The 19887-nt window shown below is 74.6% G+C and carries 20 protein-coding genes; 18 read left to right on the top strand and 2 right to left on the bottom strand.

The window, feature by feature from the left end; genetic code table 11:
- Positions 1 to 19: 19 nt before the first annotated feature.
- Complete coding sequence (locus tag ACFY4B_RS33610; protein ID WP_049657159.1) at positions 20 to 250, bottom strand: hypothetical protein; 231 nt, start codon at positions 248 to 250, stop codon at positions 20 to 22.
- Positions 251 to 489: 239 nt separating this feature from the next.
- On the opposite strand from ACFY4B_RS33610, the gene ACFY4B_RS33605 reads away from it, so the two are divergent.
- From ACFY4B_RS33605 to ACFY4B_RS33575, 7 genes are all read left to right on the top strand, one after another.
- Positions 490 to 714, top strand: coding sequence for a response regulator transcription factor (locus ACFY4B_RS33605; RefSeq protein ID WP_049657156.1), 225 nt, complete (start codon positions 490 to 492; stop codon positions 712 to 714).
- Between the two features lie 96 nt (positions 715 to 810).
- On the top strand, positions 811 to 1137 hold the full coding sequence (locus ACFY4B_RS33600) for a hypothetical protein (RefSeq protein ID WP_375877073.1): 327 nt from the start codon (positions 811 to 813) through the stop codon (positions 1135 to 1137).
- 99 nt (positions 1138 to 1236) lie between these two features.
- The gene (locus ACFY4B_RS33595) at positions 1237 to 2160 is read left to right on the top strand and encodes a hypothetical protein (protein WP_387974288.1); all 924 of its coding nucleotides are present in this window, start codon (positions 1237 to 1239) and stop codon (positions 2158 to 2160) included.
- Positions 2157 to 2732: a hypothetical protein gene (locus ACFY4B_RS33590; protein ID WP_380743046.1), complete on the top strand. Its 576-nt coding sequence runs from the start codon at positions 2157 to 2159 to the stop codon at positions 2730 to 2732. Before ACFY4B_RS33595 ends, ACFY4B_RS33590 begins: the two co-directional genes overlap by 4 nt.
- A gap of 48 nt (positions 2733 to 2780) precedes the next feature.
- Positions 2781 to 4337 carry a peptidoglycan-binding protein gene (locus tag ACFY4B_RS33585; RefSeq protein ID WP_387974285.1) on the top strand — a complete coding sequence of 519 codons (1557 nt, stop codon included), beginning with the start codon at positions 2781 to 2783 and terminating at the stop codon, positions 4335 to 4337.
- A complete protein-coding gene (locus tag ACFY4B_RS33580; protein ID WP_049657146.1) occupies positions 4334 to 5062 on the top strand; it encodes an ABC transporter ATP-binding protein in 729 nt (242 codons plus the stop codon). Before ACFY4B_RS33585 ends, ACFY4B_RS33580 begins: the two co-directional genes overlap by 4 nt.
- The gene (locus ACFY4B_RS33575; protein ID WP_049657145.1) at positions 5059 to 6318 is read left to right on the top strand and encodes an ABC transporter permease; all 1260 of its coding nucleotides are present in this window, start codon (positions 5059 to 5061) and stop codon (positions 6316 to 6318) included. Before ACFY4B_RS33580 ends, ACFY4B_RS33575 begins: the two co-directional genes overlap by 4 nt.
- Positions 6319 to 6360: 42 nt before the next feature.
- On the opposite strand, the gene ACFY4B_RS33570 is transcribed toward ACFY4B_RS33575, so the two are convergent.
- A complete protein-coding gene (locus tag ACFY4B_RS33570; protein ID WP_181970636.1) occupies positions 6361 to 7008 on the bottom strand; it encodes an ATP-binding protein in 648 nt (215 codons plus the stop codon).
- 229 nt (positions 7009 to 7237) lie between these two features.
- On the opposite strand from ACFY4B_RS33570, the gene ACFY4B_RS33565 reads away from it, so the two are divergent.
- The 11 genes from ACFY4B_RS33565 to ACFY4B_RS33515 all read left to right on the top strand — a co-directional run bounded on the left by ACFY4B_RS33565 (position 7238) and on the right by ACFY4B_RS33515 (position 19737).
- Complete coding sequence (locus ACFY4B_RS33565; protein WP_387974281.1) at positions 7238 to 8062, top strand: hypothetical protein; 825 nt, start codon at positions 7238 to 7240, stop codon at positions 8060 to 8062.
- A gap of 185 nt (positions 8063 to 8247) precedes the next feature.
- A complete protein-coding gene (locus tag ACFY4B_RS33560; protein WP_387828206.1) occupies positions 8248 to 8997 on the top strand; it encodes a YcnI family protein in 750 nt (249 codons plus the stop codon).
- Positions 8998 to 9075: 78 nt separating this feature from the next.
- Entirely contained in the window at positions 9076 to 9735 is a 660-nt protein-coding gene (locus tag ACFY4B_RS33555; protein WP_049660017.1) for an SCO family protein, read from the top strand.
- Entirely contained in the window at positions 9732 to 10247 is a 516-nt protein-coding gene (locus ACFY4B_RS33550) for a copper chaperone PCu(A)C (RefSeq protein WP_053112532.1), read from the top strand. Before ACFY4B_RS33555 ends, ACFY4B_RS33550 begins: the two co-directional genes overlap by 4 nt.
- A 13-nt stretch (positions 10248 to 10260) precedes the next feature.
- Positions 10261 to 12297, top strand: a complete 2037-nt coding sequence (locus tag ACFY4B_RS33545; RefSeq protein ID WP_387974278.1) for a FixH family protein — start codon at positions 10261 to 10263, stop codon at positions 12295 to 12297.
- 14 nt (positions 12298 to 12311) lie between these two features.
- Positions 12312 to 13628 carry an iron uptake transporter deferrochelatase/peroxidase subunit gene (efeB, locus tag ACFY4B_RS33540; RefSeq protein WP_387974275.1) on the top strand — a complete coding sequence of 439 codons (1317 nt, stop codon included), beginning with the start codon at positions 12312 to 12314 and terminating at the stop codon, positions 13626 to 13628.
- Between the two features lie 160 nt (positions 13629 to 13788).
- Positions 13789 to 14724: a prephenate dehydratase gene (gene pheA, locus ACFY4B_RS33535; RefSeq protein WP_049652857.1), complete on the top strand. Its 936-nt coding sequence runs from the start codon at positions 13789 to 13791 to the stop codon at positions 14722 to 14724.
- Positions 14725 to 15231: 507 nt separating this feature from the next.
- Positions 15232 to 16506: a serine--tRNA ligase gene (serS, locus tag ACFY4B_RS33530; RefSeq protein WP_074002021.1), complete on the top strand. Its 1275-nt coding sequence runs from the start codon at positions 15232 to 15234 to the stop codon at positions 16504 to 16506.
- A gap of 49 nt (positions 16507 to 16555) precedes the next feature.
- Positions 16556 to 17401, top strand: a complete 846-nt coding sequence (locus tag ACFY4B_RS33525; protein ID WP_049652861.1) for an HAD family hydrolase — start codon at positions 16556 to 16558, stop codon at positions 17399 to 17401.
- Positions 17402 to 17708: 307 nt separating this feature from the next.
- Entirely contained in the window at positions 17709 to 18431 is a 723-nt protein-coding gene (locus ACFY4B_RS33520; RefSeq protein WP_049652863.1) for a FadR/GntR family transcriptional regulator, read from the top strand.
- 64 nt (positions 18432 to 18495) lie between these two features.
- A complete protein-coding gene (locus ACFY4B_RS33515) occupies positions 18496 to 19737 on the top strand; it encodes a CynX/NimT family MFS transporter (protein ID WP_387828191.1) in 1242 nt (413 codons plus the stop codon).
- Positions 19738 to 19887 lie beyond the last annotated feature (150 nt).

The raw sequence follows: 19887 nt of genomic DNA, 5'->3' as shown, positions 1-19887 counted from the left end.
CCGAGCACGGTAGCGCCGTTTACGGGTGCTCGGCCGCCAGGTACGGCGCCTCGCGCAGGAAGTACGCCCCGCAGGTGTGGCAGCACAGCTCCGGGGTCTTCCCCCAGTCCACCGCCTCCCGCACCCGCGCGGCCGGGTCGAGCTCGCGGCCGCACATCGCCACACTCTCCTCGCCCCGGACCATGTGCCACAGCCGCACCCCGCCGGCCTCGCCGCCGGCGCCGTACTCGGCTCGCATCTGGTGCATCATGCCCCCCATCGTCCGACCGCCGCGCGCACCCGGCAACCGGAGCGGAACCGCCGGTCGGCGGCCCGTACGGCCCACCCCCGGCCGGCTCACCGCGGACATCCGGAGCGTCTCTCTCCGTAACATCCACGTTGACTGGGCCTACCGCCCGGCCGAGACTTGTCGTGCGTACGCTCCACACTCGGCTACGGGGGGAACCGATGGGCGATGCACAGCTTTTGACGATCGATCATCTTTCGAGAATGCGCGCGGCGGCCGACCGGGTCAGGGGGCTCTCCCAGCGCCGCGCCCAAGTCCTCGAACTCATCGGAACCGACCTGTCCAACCAGGAGATCGCCGCCGAACTGCGGATCGAGGAGCGGACCGTCAAGGCGCACACCGCCGCCCTGTTCGAGCAGCTCGGCGTGTGCTCGCGCATCCAACTGGCCCAGGCGGCCCTGCTGTTCCGGCTGGAGGACTGTACCTGAGGACACTGGTGGACCGTCCGGCCCGGTGCTGAGATGTCCTGGCCCCACTCGGGGCATCGGCAACTACCCTCCGCACCAAGAGAGATGGGACTCACCATGCTCAAGAACCGCATGGGCCGCGTGGCCACCGTGGCGGCCGCCGCCGTCGCCGCGCTGACCCTCGGCACCGGGGCCGCCAACGCCCTCTACGTCAGCGACTACACCACCGCCGCCAACATCCGCAGCGGCCCGTACACCAACTCCTCCATCAACGGCATCGGCTACCCGGGCCACGGCACCAACGACTGGTGCTTCACCAACGGCTCGACCGTCAACGGCTGGTCCTACTGGGACAGCAACACCGACCGGAACACCGGCGTCTGGGGCTACACCCACGAGGACTACATCTCCGGAGCCCGCACGGGCCAGACGACTCGCTGCTGATCCGCCCCACCGCACCACGGCCCTCTTCGCCCCACCGCTAATGGGGCGAAGAGGGCTCCGCCCGAGACTACCGGCCCGCCCACCCGATGAGGTCCACTCGTGAGGTCCCACCGCCGCACCGCCCTGGTCGTCGCCGCCGCAGGGCTCGCCCTGCTCACCGGCTGCTCCTCCGGCGGGAGCGCCGCCCCGACCACCGGCGGAACCGGCGGCCAGGCCGCCGCGCCCGCCCTGACCGCGACGCCCACCCCGACGACCGTGGCCGACACCCAGCAGCTCCCGCTGCGGGCCTTCGCGGCGAGCCCCCAGGAACTGACCGGCATCGCGAAGGCCCAGGGCCTGCTCACCCAGGACTGCATGAAGCGGCTCGGCTTCGCCTCCTGGCAGCCGAACAACGCCGACCTCACCAAGGCCGGCAAGGACGACATGCCCACGCCGTACGGGTTCCTCAACGAGGCGCAGGCCGCCCAGTACGGGTTCCACCAGCCCGGCACCGCCGGAGGAGCCAAGGTCGGCAGCGGCAGTCCGATGAACCCCGCCGAGTTCACCGCGCTGTCCGGGCTGAAGTCCCCCACCGGCGGCGAACCGGCCGGCGGCAGCACCCCGCCCGGCGGCTGCACCGGCGAGGCCGACCGCAAGCTCAAGGGCGACAAGCCGCCCGCCGCCGACGTCTACGGGGACCTCACCGGCCAGTCGATGAACCGCACCAAGGCGGACGCCCAGGTGGTCGCCGCCACCACCGAATGGGCCTCCTGCATGAAGCAGCGGGGCTACGCCTACGGCAACCCCGAGAGCCTCAGCACCGAGTCCTGGGGCCCCACGGTGACCCAGCGGGAGATCGACACCGCCAAGGCCGACGTCGCCTGCACCCGGCAGACCAACCTCTCCGGCATCGCCTTCGGCGTCCAGAGCGCCATCCAGAAACAGCTGATCGAGCAGCACGACAACGAGCTGAAGGCCTACCGCGCCGCTATCCAGTCCCAGCTCGACCAGGCGGCGACGGTGCTGCGGGAGCACGGCCAGTGAGCCGCGCCCGGCCCGGCCGCCCGGCGCGGACGGCCGCCGCCGCCCTGGCCTGCGCCGCCGTCCTGGCCGCCGCGGGCTGCTCCGGCACCTCCTCGGCCGCCCCGGACCGCACCACCGCCACCGGCCCGAACGGCGAGCGGCTGACCGCGGTCGGGGACGACCTGCGGCAGCCGTACCTCGCCTACTGGGACGAGTGGACGAAGGTCGCCCGGGCCGGCGACGTCGCCGCCGCGCCGCTGGACGCCCACGCCGACGAGCCCAACCTCTCCATCCTTCGCGCCTCGGTGGACCAACTGCGCCAGGAGGGGCAGCACATGAGCGGCGAGGTGAAGCACCGGCTGCTCGGCGTGCGGACCGACGGGGAGGCCCGCCGGCTGTACGACTGCGTCGACCTGAACGCCTGGCGGATCGTGGACGCGGGCACCGGCCACGAGATCAGCCAGGTCGGCCGACGACCCGAGCAGCTCAGCATCATGACGATGCGTCGGATCGACGGGGTGTGGAAGGTCACCGACATCCAGAACCCGCTGCCGTGCCCCGGGGGCACCGCCGCCCCGCCCCGCAGCAGCTGACCCCCGTCCGAGCGCGAAGCACCGGAAGACGTACCGGAAATGGAAGCCGTGGAAACACCCGAGCCCGAGGCCACCGCAGCGGAACCCGCCACCCCGGCCGGGTCCACCCCGCGTCGACGGCGGCGGCTGATCGTCGTGATCGCCCTGGTCGCGGCGGTCACCGCCGGGGGCGGGATGTGGGCCGCCACCCTGATCCGCTCGCCGGAGCAGGCCGCCGCCGACGCCAAGGCGCCGCCCGCCTCGGTGCTCACGGCACCGGTGGTGCAGCGGGTGCTGTCCAACACCACCGTCCTGCGCGGGGTGTTCACGGCCGGCCAGTCCTTCCCGGTGCAGCCGGGCGCGGTCTCGGCCAGCGCCGGCGGCCCGGGCGGCGGCACCCCGATCGTGACGGCGCTGAAGGTCAACAGCGGGGACGCGGTGGACTCCGGACAGGTGCTGGCCGAGGTGTCCGGACGGCCGGTGATCGCCCTGCCCGGCTCGACACCCGCCTACCGCGACATGGCACCGGGCGAGTCCGGCGGCGACATCGGCCAACTGCAGGACGTGCTCCGGGACATGGGGTACTACCCGGGCGGCGACGACAAGGGGTACTTCGGGGCCGCCACCAAGGCCGCCGTGGCCAGGCTCTACCAGAAGCTCGGCTACCCGGCGGCCACCACCGGCGACCAGACCGCCACCGCCGTCCGGACCGCCCAGCAGGCCGTGGACCAGGCCAAACAGGCCGTCCGGGACCTGGAGAGCCAGCCCGCCCGCGGCGGCGGCGAGCCGGCCGCGGCGGCCACTCCGGCCACCACGGCCCCGGCGGCCGGCAAGAACGGCGCACCGGCCCCGGGAACCACCGGGACCGGCGCACCCGCCGGAGGTGCCGGTTCCGGTGGCGCCGGTTCCGGAGGTGCCGCCGCGCTCGCCCGGGCCCGCGCCGATCTCACCGCCAAGCAGCAGGACCTGGCCCGCGCCCAGGCCAAGGACGGCCCCCAACTGCCCGCCGCCGAGGTGGTCTTCCTGCCCGCGCTGCCGGCCCGGGTGGGCGCCGTCGGCGCCAGGGTCGGCGATAAGGTGACGGCCCCGGTCCTCACCCTCACCGCCGGCGGCCTCAACCTGACCGGCCACCTGCTCCCCGGCGACGCCCCGCTGGTCAAGCCCGGCATGGACGTCACCGTGCTGTCCGAGACCACGGGCGTCCAACTCACCGCCAAGGTCGGCTCGGTGGGCGCGCTCGTCACCCCGGGAAGCCCCGGTGGCGGCGGGGGTGGCGGGGGTGGAGGCGGCGCCGCCAGCGCGGCACCGGCGGCCCCGGGCGCCGGCACCGACCCCTACGTCCCGCTCGTCGTCACCCGCGACGCCCCCTGGGACCCGGCCCTGGAGGGCCAGGACGTCCGGATCACCGTGGTCGCCGCCTCCACCCAGGGCGAGGTGCTCGCCGTGCCCTCCTCCGCCATCAGCTCGGGCGTCGACGGCCGGACCTCGGTGTCCGTCGCGGGCACCGACGGCACCCGGCGCACCGTGGAGGTGACGGCGGGCGTCGCCGCGGACGGCTTCGTCGAGGTCAAGCCCGCCGCCGGAGCCGAGCTCAAGCCCGGCGAGCAGGTCGTGGTCGGCCGGTGAGCGGGGCCGGGACAGACCGCGCCGGAGCCGACCGCGACACCCCGGTGATCCGGCTGCGCGGGGCGTTCCGCACCTTCCCCGGCCCACCGCCGGTCACCGCCCTGCACCCCCTCGACCTGGAGGTCGCCCGCGGCGAGTACGCCGCCGTGATCGGCCCCTCGGGCTCCGGCAAGTCGACCTTCCTCAACCTGCTCGGCCTGCTCGACCGGCCCAGCGGCGGCACGTACGAACTCGACGGCATCGACACCGGCGCGCTCTCCGAGGCCCGCCGCACCGCGCTCCGCGGGCGCCGGATCGGCTTCGTCTTCCAGTCCTTCCACCTGCTGCCGTACCGGACCGCACTGGAGAACGTGATGCTCGCCCAGGTCTACAACGGATCGGCCAGGGCGGGCCGGGCCGACGCCGCCCGACGGGTCCTGGACCAGGTCGGCCTCGGCCACCGCGCCGAGGCCCTGCCCTCCAGGATGTCCGGAGGTGAACGCCAACGCGTCGCGGTGGCAAGGGCGTTGGTGAACCGGCCGTCGCTCCTGCTGTGCGACGAACCGACCGGGAACCTCGACTCGGCGACGGCCCTGCGGGTCATGGAGCTGTTCGAGGAACTGCACGGGAGCGGCCTGACCCTGCTGGTCATCACCCATGACCGCGAGGTCGCCGAACGGGCCCGGCGGACCATCACCATCCGGGACGGCCGGCTGAGCGCGACCGGGGCGGCGGTCGAACGGTGAGGAGGCGCGCCACGTCCACCGAAGTCCCGCTCTCCCGGCTCGGGTTGACCGACCTGCTGAGCGAGGCGCTGTCCGGCATGGTGCAGCGCCCCGGCCGGTCGGTGCTCACCCTGCTGGGCACCGTCCTCGGCGTCGGCGCCTTCGTCGCCGTCCTCGGGCTCACCTCCAGCGCCACCGGCCAGATCGGCAAGCGCTTCTCGGCCCTGCAGAACACCACGGTCACCCTGGTCGGCCGCGGAGCGGAGGTGGTCCTCGGCAACGGCCAGCACCGGGCCGCCATGGACTTCCCCGAGGACGCCGACCGCCGGGTGGGCCGGCTCAACGGCGCGGTCGCGGCCGGGGTCTACTGGAGCGCGCCGCTGACCGAGCCGAAGATCTCCACCTCCCCGGTGCCCGGCACCGGCTCCGGCGCCGGGCTCAACGTCCTGGCGCTCTCCCCCGGCGGCTTCGACGCGATCGAGGCCCGGGTCTCCGCCGGCACCGTCTACAACGCCTTCCACAGCGAACGCGGCCTGCGCGTCGCGGTCCTGGGCTCGGCCGCCGCCGGACGGCTCGGCATCAGCCGCCTCGACGCCCACCCCGCGGTGTTCGTCAACGGCGTCGGCTTCACCGTCATCGGCATCATCGACGGCAGCGCCCGGCTGCCCGAGACCGCGCTCGACGTCATGGTGCCCACCACCACCGCGCGGACGCTCTGGGGCAACCCGCCGCCCGGGGAGAACGGCCGGGCCCGGATGGTGGTCCGCACCCGGACCGGCGCGGCCGCCCTGGTCGCCTCCCAGGCCCCGACCGCCCTGCGCCCGGAGGCCCCCCAGGACTTCGAGGCCCTCGCCCCGCCCGACCCGCACACCCTGCGGGACTCCGTCTCCACCGACCTCACCGGGCTGTTCCTGCTGCTGGCCGCCATCTGCCTGGTGATCGGCGCGGTCGGCATCGCCAACACCACGCTGGTCGCCGTCCTGGAGCGCACCGGCGAGATCGGCCTGCGGCGCGCCCTCGGCGCCCGGCCCCGGCACATCGCGGCCCAGTTCCTCACCGAGTCCACCGTGCTCGGCACCCTCGGCGGGCTGATCGGCACCGCGATCGGCGTGGCCGTCGTGGTGCTGGTCGCGCTGGCCCGCGACTGGACCGCCCTGCTCCAGCCCTGGACGGTCCTGCCCGCACCCCTGGCCGGCAGCCTGGTGGGCCTACTGGCCGGCCTCTACCCGGCCCTCCGGGCCGCCGCCGTCGAACCGGCCGAAGCCCTGCGCCACTGACCGACCCCGGCTCCCCCGCCGTCCCCTACAACGCCACCCGCCCTACGAAGCCGCCCGCAGCAGCGCGTCGTCCTGCCACTTGAGGATCTTGTCGAAGCTGACGATCGCCCCGCGCAGCGGGTGGTTGCGCAGCTGGACGTGGTCGGTGAGGGCGTGGATGAGGAAGAGGCCCCGGCCGGACTCGGCGGTGAGGTCGGGGAGGGTGTCCAGGTCGACCGGGCGCAGGGTGGGGACGCTGGGGCGACAGGGCAGGACGTGGGTGTCGTACGGGTGGCCGTCGCGGCGGGGGCCGTACGCGGCGAGGACGCGGGCCGGGACGGTGGCGCGGCCGCGGCGGGTGCGGCGGGGCGCCCGGCCGGCCGCCGCCGGACGGGCCTGGTCCGGCGCGGGGGTGCGGCGGACGGCGGCGGCCCCGGCGGGGGCGGGGGCCGGCAGGCCGGGGCCCGAGTCGGTGACCTCGATCCGCAGCCGGTCGCCGCAGATCGAGGCGGTGACCTGGAAGCCGTCGTCGGGCCGCCCGGTGGCGCCGTGCTCGACGGCGTTGGCGCAGGCCTCGGTGAGGGCGACGCCGAGGTCGTCCGCGATCTGCGGGTCGACGCCCGCGGTCGCCATCGCACCGAGCAGGATGCGCCGGGCCAGCGGAACGCTGGCCGGGTCGCGCTTGAGGTGCAGAGTCCACCAGATGTCCACGGGAGGTCCCTCCTGGCTGCGGCTCCACATACAACTAGGTATCTCCGGGCGATTCCCCGGCGAACCGTGCCCGGGGGCCGCTACCGCCCGTTCGGCGGATGGACCGGGGGCCGGGGTCTGTGCCGGGCGACGCGTACGCCCCCTCGCACGCGCCGCCGAAAGGGGCATTCGTAGGGATTTCCCACCCTGCCCGTGTCGGCGGCGTACGCAATGAGAGGATGGCCCGGCCATGACTGCCCTCGCCGCCGCCCCGCTCCCGGGCGCCCCCGGACCGGCCCAGCCGGTGGGGTCCGCCGCCTGGGACCTGCGGCTTGCCCGGGCGGTCCCGTTCGCGCTGGTGTGCACCCTGATAGCCGCCGCCGGGCACGCCCTGGCGGGTGGCGGGAACGTGCCGCCGACCGCGCTGGCGCTGGGCTTCGCCGCGGTGCTGGCGTTCGCGGTGGTCTGCGGCGGGCGGGAGCGCTCGCTGGCGGCCATCGCCGGGGCGCTCGGCGCCGGGCAGCTCGGACTGCACTGCCTCTTCCACGGTTTCAACGGTTTCGGCGGCTCCATGGCCGGCATGCACCACGGCGGCTCCGGTCCGCTGACGGTGCCGCAGGTGGCCGGCCGGCTGATCTGCAACGAGGCCCGCCCCGGCACGCTGCTCGGCCTGCCGGGCAGCCCGTCCCCGGAGCAGCTGGTCTCCTCCGCGGGCCTGGACCCGCACGCGTTCGCCGCCGCGCCCTGGTGGCAGGCCGGGGTCTTCGGCATGACGCCGTCGATGCTGGCCGGGCACCTCGGCGCCGCGCTGGTCGCGGGCTGGTGGCTGCGGCGCGGCGAGGCGGCCCTGTGGCAGCTGCTGCGGGTGGCCGCCACGGCCGCCCGGGAGCACTGGGCGGCGCCGCTGCGTACGGCGTTCGCGCTGGTGGCCGCGTTGCTGCGCGGTCTGTTCGGGACGGTCGGCCCGGCCCGCCGGTTCGGTGCCCGGGGCGGGGAGAGCCCGCTCCCGGCGGGTGCCGTGCTGCGGCACAGCGTGGTGCGGCGCGGCCCGCCGTGCGGGGCCCTCGCGTACTGACCGGCGTTTCCTGGCGGCCTCGGCCGTCCCGGGTGCCCGGCGTGCGTACCGTCCGGCCGTTCCCCCGACCACCGGGGGCGGCCCGAGGCTCCACCCCCGCGTCCCCACCCCCGCGGCCCCCGCGGCACGGCTCCCGTCCGTCGCCGGTTCCGGCTGCCGCCGAGCTCCGATCGGAGACCCGCATCATGCGTTCCCTTCCCGCCCGCCGTCTCGCCGCCGTCGCCCTCACCGCCGCCGCGTCCGTGGTGGCGCTGGCCGGCCCCGCCTTCGCGCACGTCACCGTGAACCCGGGTGCGGCCGCCCAGGGCGGCTACACGGCCGTCGACTTCCGGGTGCCGAACGAGAGCGACACGGCGGGCACGGTGAAGCTGGAGGTCAACCTCCCGCTGGACCACCCGCTGGCCTCGGTCCGGACCCTGCCGCTGCCGGGCTGGACCGCCGCGGTCGAGAAGGCCAAGCTCGACAAGCCGATCAAGGTGCACGGCAACGACGTCACCGAAGCCGTCTCCAAGATCACCTGGACCGCCGACGCCGGCACCAAGATCGCCCCCGGCCAGTTCCAGGAGTTCCGGGTCTCGCTCGGCCCGCTGCCGACCGACACCGACAACCTGGTCTTCAAGACCCTCCAGACCTACGACAACGGCGACATCGCCCGCTGGATCGACGAGACCAAGGACGGCCAGCCCGAGCCGGCCAAGCCCGCGCCCGTCCTGAAGCTCACCAAGGCCGCCGAGGGTGACGGCCACGGCGTCACCGCCTCCCCGGCCGCGGGCGCCCACGGGGGCAGCTCCGACCAGGCCGCCGCCGCCGGCGACGCCAAGTCCAGCGACTCCACCGCCCGCACCCTGGGCGTGGTCGGCATCGTCGTCGGTGTGATCGGCACCGCCGTCGGTGTGCTCGGCCTGCGCCGCAAGAGCGGCAACACCGCCTCCTGACCCCACGCCGGCGGGGCCCGTACCCGGACCACGGGTACGGGCCCCACCGGTGGCCCACCCCGCACGATCGGAACTCCCATGCCCCGCACCACCCGCCTGGCCGGCGCGGCCGCCCTCGCGCTGGCCGCCGCCCTGACCCTCTCCGCCTGCGGCTCCTCCGGCGGCGGCTCCACCGCCGCCAAGGTCACCCGGCAGAAGGAGGACACCCCGTACCAGGGCACCAAGCTCGCCAAGAACTTCGAGAAGCCGGACCTCCAGCTGACCGACACCGCCGGCCAGCCCTTCGACCTGCGCCAGCAGACCAACGGCAAGGCCACCCTGCTGTTCTTCGGGTACACCAGCTGCCCGGACGTCTGCCCGACCACCATGGGCGACATCGGCGTCGCGATGAAGGCGCTCCCCGCGGAGGAGCGGCAGAAGGTCAACGTCGTCTTCGTCTCCACCGACCCGCAGCGCGACACCCCCCAGGTGCTGCGCACCTGGCTGGACTCGATGGGCAGCGACTTCATAGGCCTCACCGGGGACCTGGCCAAGGTGAAGACCGCCGCCAGGTCGCTCGGCATCATGATCGAGGACCCGGTCGTCAACGCGGACGGCACGGTCACCTCCACCCACGGCGCGCAGGTGCTGGCCTTCCTCCCCTCGGACGACAAGGCGCACGTGCTCTACATGAGCGGCACCGAGGAGAAGACCTACGAGCACGACCTGCCGCTGCTCGCCAAGGGGGTCGCGGCGTGACCCCGGCACAGACCGGGACCGGCCGCTTCCGCCGCAGCGCCCTGCTCGGCGCCGTCGTCGCCACGGCCCTGGGCGGCGGCGCCATCCTGGCCGCCTGCGGGACGGGCGGCGGCGCGGGCGGCCAGGACGGTGCCGCCGCCGGGCCGGCCCGGCTCAGCGTCGCCGACTCCTACATCCCGCTCCCCCCGGCCGGCGGCATGGCGGCCGGCTACCTGACCGTCCGCAACGACGGCGGCCAGGACCAGCTGCTCAAGGTGAGCAGCCCGGCCGCCGAGTCGGTCACCATGCACCGCTCGAGCGCGTCGACCATGGAGCAGGTGGACAGCCTCGACGTCCCCGCGCACGGCGCGCTGCAGCTCGCCCGGGGCGGCAACCACCTCATGATCATGGGGTGGCAGAAGGCCCCGGTCCTCGGCGACGAGCTGGAGCTGGACCTCACCTTCGCCAAGTCCGGCACCATCTCGGTCAAGGTGCCGGTCAAGGAGCTCACCTACCGCCCCGGCCAGAGTTAAGGGGACCGCCACCATGCAGTCGGCCGGCCTGGAGAAGGCCACCCACCGCCGGATCGCCGGGGTGCTCGGAGTGCTCGGCGCGTTGCTCGCGCTGATGCTCGCGGGCGCCGGGCCGGCCTCCGCGCACGCCACCCTGGATTCCACCGACCCCCGGCAGAACTCGGTGGTCGCCACCGCCCCGCAGGCGGTGACGCTGACCTTCAGCGAGTCCGTCTCGCTCTCCGGCGACTCCGTCCGGGTGCTCGACCCGGCCGGCAAGGCCGTGGACACCGGCAACCCGGCGCACGCCGACGGCAAGGGCAACACCGCCCGGGTCGGGCTGCGCGACGGACTCGCCAACGGCACCTACACGGTGGCCTGGCGGGCCGTCTCGGACGACTCCCACCCGGTCGGAGGGGCGTTCACCTTCTCCATCGGCGCGCCCTCGGACACCTCGGTGTCGGCCACCGCGCTCCAGGGCGCCGAGGCCGACGGCCTGGTCGCCGCCCTGTACGGCACCGGGCGCACCGTCGCGTACGCCGCCTTCGCGCTGCTGGTCGGCGTCGCCGCCTTCGTGCTGCTCTGCTGGCCGGCCGGCACCGCCCGGCGCCGGGTGCAGCGGCTGCTGATGACCGGCTGGACGGCGCTGCTGGTCTCCACCGTCGCGGTGCTGATGCTGCGCGGCCCGTACGAGCGCGGCTCCGGGATCGGGCAGGCCTTCGACCTGTCGCTGGTGCGCGCCACGCTGGACGAGCGGATCGGCACCGCGCTGGCCGCCCGGCTGCTGCTGCTCGCGGCGGGCGGGGTGTTCCTGTCGCTGCTGGTCGGGCAGCTGGGGCAGCCGCCGCGGCCGGTCGTGCCGAAGCCGCGGGACGAGGAGGAGGCCGGCTCCGACGACCTCGCGCACGGCGCGGCCGCCGAGGACGACGCCGAGGCCGCCGAGCTGCGCGAGCTGGAGCAGCGGGTCGCCGAACGGCCGCAGCGCGAGGCCCGGCTCGGCCTCGGCGTGGCCGGGCTGGTGCTGGCCGTCGCCCTCTCGGCGACCTGGGTCGGCGCCGACCACGCCTCGGTGGGCATCCAGGTCTGGCTGGCGCTGCCGCTCGGCATCCTGCACCTGATCGCGATGGCGCTCTGGCTGGGCGGGCTGGCCGCGCTGCTGGTCGCGCTGCGCGAGGGCGTCGGCGCCGAGGTGGTGGACCGCTTCTCGAAGATCGCCTTCGGCTCGGTGGCCGTCCTGGCCGGGACCGGGATCTACCAGTCCTGGCGGGGCCTGGGCAGCTGGGGCGCGCTGACCGGCACCGAGTACGGGCGGCTGCTGCTGGTGAAGAGCGGCTGCGTGGCCGCGATGCTCGGCGTCGCCTGGATCTCCCGCTCCTGGCTGGCCAGGCTGCGCTCGGCCCCGGCCGAGGCGGTCGAGGTCGCACCGGCCGAGCTGCCGGAGCCGGTCGCCGTGGCGGCGCACAGCGAGGACCCGGCCCGGCAGGCGCAGCTGGAGCGTCAGCGGGCCGCGCTGCGGAGCGCCGGACGCGACCGCGGGCTGACCCCGACCCGGGCCGGGCTGCGCCGCTCGGTGCTGGTCGAGGCGCTGGTCGCGGTGGCGGTGCTGGTGGTCACGACGATGCTCACCAACTCCCCGCCCGGGCGGGTGGCGGGCGAGGTCAAGGCCGGGGCGGCCGCCGCTCCGGCCGCCGGCGGGGCCGCGGCGGCGCCGCAGACCGAGCCGGGCCGCACCGTCGACCTCAAGCTCCCGTACGACACCAAGGGCCGGACGCCGAACGCCAAGGGCACCGCGACCGTCACCCTCAACCCGGCCCGGACCGGGCCGAACGAGGTGAAGCTCGCGCTGGACGGCGCGGACGGGCAGCCGGTGGACGTCCCCGAGGTGGAACTCGCCTTCACCCTGCCGGACCGCGACCTCGGTCCGCTGCCGGTCGCGCTCACCCCGGAGGGCACCGGCCGCTGGAGCGGCACCGCGCAGCTGCCGCTGGCGGGCACCTGGGTGGTGTCGGTGCAGATCCGCTCCTCCGACATCGACCAGACCACCCCGACCCAGCAGTTCAAGATCGGGTGAGCGGGGTGACCGACATGTCGACGGAGCACGCTTCGACGGGCCGCAACCCGGCGGGCCACGGCCCGGCGGACCACGCTTCGGCGGGGCCCGCGGGCTTCACCCGGCGGGCGCTGCTCGGCACCGCCGGGGCCGGGCTGCTGGTCGGGGCCGGCGCGGGCGTCGCCGGGGCGGTCGCCTACGACCGCCCCGACCGGAGCGGCCGGGCCGCGGCCGGCCCGGGCGGCGCGCTGGGCGCGGCCCGGGTGCCGTTCCGCGGCGAGCACCAGGCCGGGATCACCGACCCGCCGCAGGCCAGGGTCCAGCTGGCCGCCTTCGACCTGGCCGAGGGCGTCGGCCGGGACGGGCTGCGCACCCTGCTCCAGCGCTGGACGAAGGCGGCCGACCGGCTGACCGCCGGGGAGCCGTCCGAGGAGTTCGACAACCAGGTCGCGCTGGACGCCGGGCCCTGCTCGCTCACCGTCACGGTCGGCTTCGGCGCCACGCTGTTCGACAAGGCCGGGCTGGCCGACCGCCGCCCGCCCGGGCTCGCACCGCTGCCCGCCTTCCCCGGCGACGCGCTCGACCCGGCCCGCGGCGACGGCGACCTGTTCGTCCAGATCGGCGCGGACGACGCCCTGGTCGCGGTGCACGCCCTGCGGGTGCTCCAGCGGCTGGCGGCCGGTACGGCGGCGCTGCGCTGGCAGTCGGCCGGCTTCGCCCGCACCCCCGGCGCCGCCGCCCAACCGGTGACCGGGCGCAACCTGATGGGCCAGATCGACGGCACCAACAACCCCCGGCCGGACGAGGACGGCTTCGCCGCCAAGGTGTTCTGCGCCGCCGGTGGCGACCAGCCGGCCTGGCTGGCCGGCGGCTCGTACCTGGTGTTCCGGCGGATCCGGATGCTGCTGGACAACTGGGAGGCGCTGCCGGTCGACCGGCAGGAGCGGGTGATCGGGCGGCGCAAGTCGGACGGCGCCCCGCTCGGCGCGCCCGCCGGGGCCGGCGAGCGCTCCCCGGTCGACCTCGCAGCGCAGGGCCCGGACGGCACCCTGGCGATCCCCGCCGACGCGCACATCCGGGTCGCCGCCCCGGCGGCCAACGGCGGGGCGGCGATGCTGCGGCGCGGCTTCTCGTACCACGACGGGCTGCTGCCGGACGGCTCACCGGACGCCGGGCTGCTCTTCCTCGCCTTCCAGAACGACCCGGGCAAGGGCTTCACCCCGGTGCAGCGCAAGCTCTCCCGGGGCGACGGCCTCTCCCGCTTCCTGCGGCACGAGGCGAGCGGCCTGTACGCGCTGCCGCCGGGCGCGCCGCCCGGCGGCTACCTCGGCCGGCAGCTGCTGGAGGGGTAGTTCCCCGGACGGTTCCCCGGGGGTCCGACGGCGGACCCCCGGGATCCACCGCCGCGGTCCCGGCCACTGGAACGCTTGGCCGCCGGGGCCGTTGAATCGTTAGGGTGACTGCTTCGGCACACCCTGCCCGCGCAGTACCCCGGAACCCCACGGAGGCGTCATGTCGGCCACCCGCTACACCTACCTCGGACCGGCCGGCACGTTCACCGAGGCGGCCCTGCACACCCTGCCCGAGGCGGCGACCCGGGAGCTGGTGCCGCTGTCCTCGGTGGCGCTGGCGCTGGACGCGGTGCGCGGCGGGGAGGCGGCCGGGGCGTTCGTCCCGATCGAGAACTCGGTGGAGGGCGCGGTCACCGCGACCAACGACGAACTCGCCTCCGGCACACCGCTGATGATCTACCGTGAGGTGCTGCTGCCGATCACCTTCGCGCTGCTGGTGCGGCCGGGCACCGAGCTGTCCGGGATCAAGACGGTGACCAGCCACCCGGTGGCCCAGCCGCAGGTGCGGCGCTGGCTGGCGGCCAACCTGCCGGAGGCGGACTGGGAGTCGGCGGCCTCCAACGCGGACGGCGCCCGGCTGGTCGCCGAGGGCCGCTACGACGGCGCGTTCGCGGGCGAGTTCGCGGCGCCGATCTACGGGCTGGAGCCGCTGGTCAAGGAGATCGCGGACGCGAAGAGCGCGGCCACCCGGTTCGTCCTGGTCGGCCGCCCGGGGCGGGTCTCCTCGCCGACCGGCGCGGACAAGACCTCGATGGTGGTCTGGCTTCCGGACGACCACCCGGGCGCGCTGCTGGAGCTGCTCCAGGAGTTCGCGGTGCGCGGGGTCAACCTGATGCGGATCGAGTCCCGCCCGACCGGCGAGGGCATGGGCAGCTACTGCTTCCTGATCGACTGCGAGGGCCACCTGTCCGAGCGCCGGGTCGGCGAGGCGATGATGGGGCTCAAGCGGATCTGCCCGCAGGTGCGGTACCTCGGCTCCTATCCGCGCGCCGACCGGCAGGAGTCCACCCACCGCCGGCCGGGGACCTCGGACGGGGATTTCACCTCGGCGGCGGACTGGCTCTCCCGCGCGCTCGACGGCCGCGGGGACATCTGAGCTTCTCCTCGAGTCCTTCCGGACTTTTCCGACTGTTTTCGCCCGGCCCGGGCGGCCCGGGCGGGTGACCGCACCGTCGTCCACAGGGGCCGTCGGGGCCGGAGACCGCTGTCCACAGGGCTCCCCGCTGTCCACAGCCCGGAGTTATCCACAGGCCTGGGGACGAGTCGACAAACCGGTATAGCCATTGCCCAGACCCGGTCGGACCATCGGTTTGCGTCGCAGAGATGACCAATCGGACCAGAGTCACCCGGTTGCCAGCAAATCACCCGTCCGAGTGCTTCAATTCCCTCACCCGAGAAGGTTGATTGAGGTTTGAAACCTCAATTCCCTGGTTCGTTCACGCGGAAGGCAATCCTCCCCTTTGATCCACAGGCCCGGGGCCCAGCCTGTGGATAACCCGGCGGCGGAGAGTTCCCCACAGGAGTTATCCACAGGCGCGGACGAGTTATCCCCAGGGAAAAAGCCGTACCGGTGGAGGAACGGTCTCCCGGTACGCTTGGGCCTGTGATTGACCTTCGCCTGCTCCGTGAGGACCCTGACCGAGTGCGCGCCTCGCAGCGCGTCCGTGGCGAGGACGTCGACCTGGTCGACGCCCTCCTCTCCGCCGATGAGCGGCGCCGGTCCTCGGGCAGCCGCTTCGACGAACTGCGCAGCGAGCAGCGGGTGCTCGGCAAGCAGGTCGCCCAGGCCAAGGGCGACGAGAAGGCCGCCCTGCTCCAGCGCACCAAGGACCTGGCCGCCGAGGTCAAGGCCGCCGACGCCGAGCAGGGAGCGGCCAAGGAGGAGGCCGACCGCCTGCTCCGCTCCTTGGCGAACCTCATCGACCCGGCCGCCCCGGTCGGCGGCGAGGAGGACTTCGTCACCCTCGAGGAGATCGGCACCCCGCGCGACTTCGCCGCCGAGGGCTTCGAGCCCCGCGACCACGTCGAGCTCGGCCAGATCCTCGGCGCGATCGACACCGAGCGCGGCGCCAAGGTCGCCGGTGCCCGCTCCTACTACCTGACCGGCGTCGGCGCGCTGCTGGAGCTCGCCCTGGTCAACATGGCGATCGCCCAGGCCACCGCGGCCGGCTTCATCCCGATGATCACCCCGACCCTGGTCCGCCCGGCCGCCATGGACGGCACCGGCTTCCTCGGCCAGGCCGCCGAGAACGTGTACCACCTCGCCGAGGACGACCGGTACCTGGTCGGCACCAGCGAGGTCCCGCTCGCGGCGTACCACATGGACGAGATCCTCGACGCCGACAAGCTGCCGCTGCGCTACGCCGGCTACTCGTCCTGCTTCCGCCGCGAGGCCGGCACCTACGGCAAGGACACCCGCGGCATCATCCGCGTCCACCAGTTCGAGAAGGTGGAGATGTTCGTCTACACCACTCCCGAGGACGCGGAGAACGAGCACCGGCGCCTGCTCCAGTGGGAGAAGGACTTCCTCAACGCGCTGGAGCTGCCGTACCGGGTGATCGACGTCGCCTCCGGCGACCTCGGCGCCTCGGCCGCGCGCAAGTTCGACATCGAGGCGTGGATCCCCACCCAGGGCAAGTACCGCGAGGTCACCTCGACCTCCAACACCACCGAGTACCAGGCCCGCCGGCTGTCGATCCGGATGCGCGAGGAGGGCAAGACCCGCCCGCTCGCCACCCTGAACGGCACCCTGGTCGCCGTCCCGCGCACCATCGTGGCGATCCTGGAGAACCACCAGCAGGCCGACGGCTCGGTCGTCGTGCCCGAGGCGCTGCGGCCGTACCTCGGCGGACGGACCGTCCTCGAGCCGGTCAAGTAAGCCGGCCCGCCCAGCACCACCTGCGACACTCCCGGGAGACGTACGGCCCATGAGCACCACCAGCCCCAGCCCCGTCTCCCCCGACGGTGGCGACCTGCCCTACCGGCTGGTCGCCACCGACCTCGACGGCACCCTGCTCACCAGCGGGGAGACCGTCTCCGAGCGCACCCGCGCCGCCCTGGCCGCGGCCACCGGCGCGGGCGCGCTGCACATCATCGTCACCGGGCGCTCCGCGGTCTGGGCCCGCCCGGTCTTCGACGAGATCGGCTACACCGGGATAGCGGTCTGCGGCCAGGGCGCCCAGGTGTACGACGCCGGCGCGCACAAGCTGCTCACCTCGCTCACCCTGGACCGGCGGCTCGCCGCGCTCGCGATCGAGAAGATCGAGGCCGAGACCGGCCCGCTGGCCATCGCCGCCAACCAGGACGGCCTCGACGGCCAGGTGCTGGCCGGCCCCGGCTACGAGCTGCTGATCGGCTCCGACCTGCCGGTCGTCCGGGTCGACCGCGGCGGGCTCTACGACTCCCCGCTCAGCAAGCTGTACATCCAGCACCACGCCCTCACCGACGACGCCCTCGCCGAGGCCGCCCGCCGCGCCGCCGGCGACCTGGTCGGCGTGGTGATGGCCGGCGCCGGCGTGGTCGAGCTGCTCCCGCTCGGCCTCTCCAAGGCCACCGGCCTGGCCGTCGCCGCCCGCCGCCTGGGCGTCCGCGCCGCCGACACCATCGCCTTCGGCGACATGCCCAACGACGTCCCGATGTTCGGCTGGGCCGCCCACGGCGTCGCCATGGCCAACGCCCACGAGGAACTCCTCGCCGTCGCCGACACCGTCACCACCAGCAACGACGAGGACGGCGTCGCCGCGGTCCTGGAGCACCTCTACCCGCAGCGCTGACGCCTCCGGCGCGGCCCTTGTGCGCCGTGCCCCGGGCTCGCACACCCCGCAGCCCCACCCGAAACCGGAGAACCGCCGGCAATCGGGCCATCCGCTGCGGCCTTCCGCCCCGCGCAGTTCCCCGCGCCCCTGCTGGGGCGCGGGGAACTGCTGTCTGCGGAGGAGACGCACCCCCGGCGGCGGGTGGGGTGAGGCCGATCGGGGGGTTCAGGGGCTGGTCAGGGGTGGGTTGTAGGATGACCGGGCAAGCGGTTGTAGGATGACCGACGACTGGTTTCGGCGTGTGCGGTGGCAAGGGAGGTCCGGCATGAGCGGCGGTTTGCAGGCGGCCGGGCGGCGTTCCCTGGTCGACACCGCGATCGAGCAGTTGCGGGAGCAGCTGGCGGGTGGGGCGTGGCCGGTGGGGTCGCGGATTCCCACCGAGCACGAGCTGGCCGAGCAGCTGCGCGTCGGGCGGAACACCGTGCGGGAGGCGATCCGGGTGCTGGTGCACGCCGGGATGCTGGTCTCCCGGCAGGGCGAGGGGACGTTCGTCCGCTCCACCAGCGACCCGGCGTCCGTGCTGCGCGGCGTCCAGCGCTCCGGCATCCGGGACGTCCTGGAGGTCCGTGCGGCGCTGGAGACCGAGGGCGCCCGGCTGGCCGCGCTGCGGCACACCCCCGAGGACGTCCGGCGGATGCGCGCCGCCCTGGCCCGTGAGGCCGAGGTGTTCGCGGCGCACCCCGAGCGGGCGAGCCGCGAGGCCACCGTCGAGCACGACCTGGAGTTCCACACCGCCGTCGTCGAGGCCGCGCACAACCCCGCGCTGGCCGAGGTGTACCGCTACTTCGGTGCCTCCGTTCGCGAGGCGATGACCTCCGCCTTCGGCGACCACGACATGCCCGAGGCGGTCGTGGCCACCCACGAGGCGCTGGTCGACGCGATCGAGAGCGGTGACCCGGACCGGGCCGAGGCGGCGTGTCGTGCGCTGCTCGCCGGCCCGACCGCGGCCGTCGAGCAGCTGCTCGCGGCCATCGCGGCCCGGAAGTAGGACGGCGCGAGCCTCCCTTCCGCCGTCCGCTTCCCCCGCACATTCACGAAAGAACAGCACACCCATGGCCGTCACCCGTGCCCAGCAGCCGGTTGTCACCGCTCCTGCCCCGCTCCCCGGCCGCGTCCGGCTGGCCCATCCGCTGCTGCTGCTGACCGGCATCGTGCTGGTCGCGCTGAACATGCGCGCCTGTCTGGCCGCGGTCTCCCCGATGGTCGGCGAGATCCAGCGGACCTTCGGCCTCTCCGCCACCGCGAGCGGTCTGATCACCACCGTCCCGGTGCTGTTCCAGGGCGTCGGCGCCCCGCTCACCCCCCGGCTGACCCGCCGTTTCGGCGCCGAGCGGGTGGTGCTCGGCGCGGTGCTGGTGCTGGGCGCGGGCGTGCTGCTGCGGGTGCTGCCCTCGGTGGCGGCCCTGTACGCGGGCTGCGTGGTGATCGGCGTGGCGATCGCGGTGCTGAACGTGTCGATGCCGGGCCTGGTCAAGCGCGAGTTCCCGGACCGCGCGGCCACCATGACCGGCGTCTACTCGACCACCATGCTGGTCGGCGCCACGCTCGCGGCCGGCACCTCCGTCCCGCTGGAGCACGCGCTCGGCGGCGGCTGGCGGGCCTCGCTCGGCGCCTGGTCGCTGCTCGCGCTGGTCGCGGCGGTGGCCTGGCTGCCGCAGGTGCTGCGCTCCCGCCAGGAGCGGCAGGGGGCGGTGGCCGCGGCCGCCGCGCCGGCCAAGCCGATCGAGGGCATCTGGAAGTCCGCGCTGGCCTGGCAGATCAGCCTCTTCATGGGCATCTCGTCGCTGCTGGTCTACACCCTGGTCGCCTGGATGCCGACGATCCTGGCCGAGCACGGCATGGACCGCGGCCAGGCCGGTCTGGTCTTCGCCTTCTCCAACCTGGTGCAGGTGGCGGGCGCCTTCCTGGTGCCGCTGATGGCCGGCCGGATGACCAGCCAGCGCGCGCTGGCGGTGGTCATGGTCGCCCTGAACGGGCTGGGCATCGCGATGCTGCTGGTCGCGCCGGTCTCCGCCGCGTGGGTGTCGGCGACGATCCTGGGTGTGGCCCAGGGCGGTTCGCTGGGCCTGGGCCTGGCGTTCATCGTGCTGCGCACCGACACCGCGGCCGGTGCCGCCCAGCTGGGCGGGATGTCGCAGGCGATCGGCTACCTGGTCGCGGCGGCCGGCCCGGTCGGCGCGGGTGCGCTGCGCCAGCTGACCGGCGGCTGGGAGACCCCCCTGGTGCTGATGCTGGTGCTGGTCCTGGTGGTCGGCGCGGCCGGCTGGGGCGCGGGCCGCAACCGCACCCTCTGAGCCGAGCGCGCGCCCGTACAACCCCGCACAAGCGGTGAGCCCCGGACACCCTCACGGCGGTTTCCAGGGGTCGTTGCAACATGTGGTCGGTTTGATCAGGCCGCGACGAGTTTATGCAGGCGCTCGGCTGGGGTTTCCCAGCCGAGCGTT

Source organism: Kitasatospora sp. NPDC001261, assembly GCF_042896795.1.
Taxonomy (GTDB): domain Bacteria; phylum Actinomycetota; class Actinomycetes; order Streptomycetales; family Streptomycetaceae; genus Kitasatospora.
Note: the sequence above shows the minus strand (reverse complement) of the source record. Positions and strands in the feature narration are given on the sequence as shown.